The sequence below is a fragment of the Bacillus sanguinis genome, from assembly GCF_018332475.1.
In the GTDB taxonomy this organism is placed as follows: domain Bacteria; phylum Bacillota; class Bacilli; order Bacillales; family Bacillaceae_G; genus Bacillus_A; species Bacillus_A sanguinis.
The window spans coordinates 1-4,435 of sequence record NZ_BOQB01000498.1; the positions used below are offsets into that span (position 1 = coordinate 1).

The 4,435-nt window shown below is 33.6% G+C and carries 3 protein-coding genes; 1 reads left to right on the forward strand and 2 read right to left on the reverse strand.

Annotated features, from left to right (window positions below; translation table 11 throughout):
* Positions 1-20 precede the first annotated feature (20 nt).
* Entirely contained in the window at positions 21-2,129 is a 2,109-nt protein-coding gene (locus KI369_RS28000) for an RNA degradosome polyphosphate kinase (protein ID WP_212958908.1), read from the reverse strand.
* Positions 2,130-2,236: 107 nt separating this feature from the next.
* Positions 2,237-3,775, reverse strand: coding sequence for an exopolyphosphatase (gene ppx, locus KI369_RS28005; RefSeq protein ID WP_212958910.1), 1,539 nt, complete (start codon positions 3,773-3,775; stop codon positions 2,237-2,239).
* Positions 3,776-3,952: 177 nt separating this feature from the next.
* Between ppx and KI369_RS28010 the strand changes: the two genes are divergently transcribed.
* Positions 3,953-4,411, forward strand: a complete 459-nt coding sequence (locus tag KI369_RS28010) for a YkyB family protein (protein WP_000804861.1) — start codon at positions 3,953-3,955, stop codon at positions 4,409-4,411.
* Positions 4,412-4,435: the final 24 nt, after the last annotated feature.

Here is a 4,435-nt window from a genome sequence, read left to right on the forward strand (position 1 = left end):
GGTTTTTTACTTTGTTCCCATTATTCAGCATCCGTATTTTGATACGCCATCTTAAACAACTTCAATTGGCTATCAATCTCTTCTGCACCATTATTAATAACATAATAATAGTCACCGTCTTTATTTTGTTCGCGCGTTTTCACATTATCAGCTAAAGTAAGCTGTAAAATCGCCTTAATTCTCGCCTTCATTTCAATATCTAATATCGGGAAAGATATTTCTACTCGCTTCTCCATATTCCGCGTCATCCAGTCAGCTGAAGATAAGTATATTTTCTCTTCCCCATTATGATGGAAATAATAAATTCGACTATGTTCTAAATACCTTCCGACAACACTAACTACCCGAATATTTTCACTTACATTTGGAATACCAGGTCTTAAACAACATGTTCCTCGAACGATGAGTTCCACCTTTACTCCAGCTTGTGATGCTTCATACATTTTTTTAATGAGTGGTTTATCAGTTAACGAATTCATCTTAGCGATAATATATCCATTTCCATATTGTCTATGGTAACGGATTTCCTCATCTATTAAATCCATAAATTGCTCTCTTATATCAAATGGTGCAACCGATAAATGATGAAAATGCGGTTTTGTTGTATAACCACTCAAATAATTAAAGAAATTTGTTGCATCGACCCCAAAGTCTTTTCGTGATGTAATATAGCCAAAATCAGTATATAACTTTGCAGTTGCATCATTATAATTTCCGGTCCCAAGATGTACGAACCTTTCGATTTTTCCGTTTTTTCTTCTTACAACTAGTGTAATTTTACTATGTGTTTTCAAGTGGCTTACACCGTAGATAACGTGACAGCCTGCCTTTTCTAATTCTTTAGCCCAATGCACATTATTTTCTTCATCAAATCTTGCCTTTAATTCAACTAATACCGTCACTTGTTTTCCTTTTTCAGCCGCTATCTTTAGCGCCTGAATAATCGGTGAATCTCCACTTACTCGATATAATGTTTGTTTGATCGCAAGTACATTCGGATCGTCTGCCGCATCACGGACAAAATCAACTACTGGCTGAAACGATTCAAAGGGATGATGTAATAAAATATCATGCTCAATTGCTTTTTCAAATACATCTTCCGCGTCCCCTAAGTCTTGAGGCCTTTGTGGAATAAGAGCCGGATATACAAGATGCTCATATAAAGGCGCTAGTTTTTTATATAAAGAAAATAGACATGTTAAATCTAACGGTCCATCCATTATATACACATCTTCATCTTTTACTTCCAACACCTCATATAATAGTGCTAATACTCTTTCATCAATATGCTCTTTGCCAACTTCTAAACGTACAGCAGCTCCCCACTTACGCTTCTTTAATTCTTTCTCAATTACCTTTAATAAATCCCTCGCACCTTCTTCATGAATTGTTAAATCCGCATTGCGTGTAATACGGAAACGAGTAACAGATGATACATTATACCCTGTAAATAATTTATGAGTAAAACCACTAATTACATCTTCTAACAAAATAAATTTATGCTTTTGCCCTTCACTCGGTAAAAATATAAAACGTTCGAGTAATGAAGGAACTTGTACAATTCCTAACTTCGTACGATTTTCTTCCTCCACTTGTTTCTCATCATATAAAAGAGTAGCTAAATTCAAACTTTTATTTAATAACATCGGAAATGGACGATATGCATCGATAGCTACAGGTGTTAAGACTGGGAAAATTTGCTCATCAAAATACTCTTCTATAAATTCTCTCTGTTCTTTCGTCAAATCATGAAATGTTAAACGCTCAATCCCCTCTTGATCCAGCGCTGGCAACACATAATTTTTAAACGTATTATATTGTACAGTCATTAATTCATGGGCCTTTATCGCAATTTTATTTAATTGCTTTTTGGGTGTTAAGCCAGCCTTATTTTCTGGTTGGTTAAACCCGGCACTCACTTGATCCTTCAATCCTGCCACGCGTACCATAAAGAATTCATCTAAATTTGAGCTGAAAATGCTAATAAACTTTAATCTTTCCAAGAGCGGATTCGTTTCGTCCTGTGCTTCTTGTAGTACACGTTCATTAAATGCTAACCAACTTAATTCTCGATTATTGTAATAAGCTGTATCATTTAAATTAACTATATTCCCCTTCAACATTTCCATCCCCTTCACACTTCCCTTGAAACTTTTTTACTATAATTTAGTTACTTTCATTTTAGCAAATTACAATATTCCAAAGTGTTAATTTTTTGTAAAGACATCCGTACAACTTAGCATTTTGATTCGAAGGATAAGTTAATAGTTGTTTTCAATACTCTTTCCAGCTGCTTTTTTTGCTTTTCAGCTTGCACTTTTTCCGCTAATGCCGATTGCTCACATACAATTTTAAATGTTAACCCTTCTTTGCTTTCTGTTATAGATATCGATTCAACAAGCGATCTTTGTCTTATATTTAGAGCTGCTGAAAATTGTAAAACAGCCCCTAATAGGCGAATTTTCTTTTGTTCGTTTTTATCAAACCATCCTTCAAATGGAGACAAATATTGTTTGAATAACATTTTTGATTTATAAGACGCAATAAGCGCTAATCTAACTCGCTCTTTATGCATCATACCATCAATTGTTTTATTCGCTAGTAAATAAAACGTATGTAGGCGGCTCGCTTCTTCGTCTATATATTTACCTATATTAAACACTTTCGCTGCTTGGTGAAATACTTCCCAGTCTCTTACTGACATAGAAATTAGCCCTGTTTCTTCAAGCTGTTGACAAATCAATCTTCCATGTTTAATAAGCTGCATTACAAATTCCATATCCATTTCATATTCATGTGATAATAAATACAAACTTTCTTCCACAACGTTCGGATAATATGAAATCCCCAAATCTTTTGTCAACTCTTCATAGAAAACGCCTTCTCGTAACCCTTTTCTACTTAATACAAATGCTGGTGCCTCTATAACATTAACAAGCGTATGAAAAACTTCGACTGCTGGAATAATTGTATCTGCTCGATCTTTTGCCAATCCTTCCAATTTTTGAAGTTCTATGAACGACAATGCTTCCAATTCTTCTTTCACATTTTTAATATCTTCTTCTTTCATCTTATATAAATGTACCCCAGCTATAGGATAACAAATTAAATTTTGATGGATTTTCACTAAGTTTCTCGCACTACCACCAATTGCAATTAGAGGTAATTTTTTATCACTTAACCATGGTAATGTTCGAAATTGATATTCTAAATACGTTTGAATCTTTTCGAGCTCATCTTCATTAGGTATATCCCCCTTAATGAATTGTTGCTTTAAAGAAAGTGCTCCAAAAGGAAAGCTATGATACTCTAAAATCTCTCTCTTTCGAAAGTATGTAACTTCTGTGCTTCCTCCGCCAATATCTACTGTAATTCCTTCAGAGAACGAAGTTGAATTCATAACTGCTAAATAGCCGTAACGTGCTTCCTCATATTCTGATAATACTCTAAGAGTAAAGTCTGTTTGTCCTTCAACAAGCTTTTTAATAGCCTCTTGATTCTCAGCCTGTCTAATTGTTGCTGTTGCAACACAAAGTACATGATGCAACTGGTGGAATCGTGTACTTTCTTGAAATTGAAATAATGTTTGTAACAATACCTCTATTCCTTCTTCAATCAACACACCATCGATTAAGTAATTCCTTAACCGAGCAACCACTTTCGTATTTTCAATCTCCTTATAAAAACCTCCGTTTTGCTTTTCATAAATAACTAAACGCATTGTATTAGATCCTATATCTATAATGGCATATTGCTGCTTTAATATTTCTTTCAAACTTCTCACTCTTTCATTATCAAATTTCTAAAACACATTCTATTACTATTATACAAAATAGTTGTTTTTTGTAACAATATTGCTTTAATATTGAAAATATATACAATCACTTTTTGCATATAATAAAAACCGATTTTATTTATGTTATAATAATGAAAAATTGAAAGGAGATTCAATATGAAACCTTCACAACCACAATCTCAATTACAAAACCAACATTCTATTAATCGACTAGCTCAATCTATTTTCGTTGTGAATCGTCATGCTAAAGCTGCAACTAATCCGAAGTATTTATATTGGTTAAAAAAGACGGCTCTAGAACGCTTGATTGCTGAAAAAAAAGCTATTAAAGAAGGATTACATTTTTCTAGAAATCCACGTTTTAGCCAACAACAATCTGATGTTCTTATACGTTTAGGTGATTATTTTTTCCATATCCCTCCTACAAAAGAAGATTTTCGAATCCTACCACATCTTGGTCATCTTGAATCCTCCTATCGAAACCCGAAAACAAACTTATCTTTAACAGTAGCAAAAAAGACACTTCAAGATTATATTGGTCCTGAAGCACTGAAACAAGAAAAAAAATTAAGTGAACCTGTCCCATGGTATAGTCGTACTTATACAAAAAAATAAAACAGTTTGGCCCATTACAGGCCA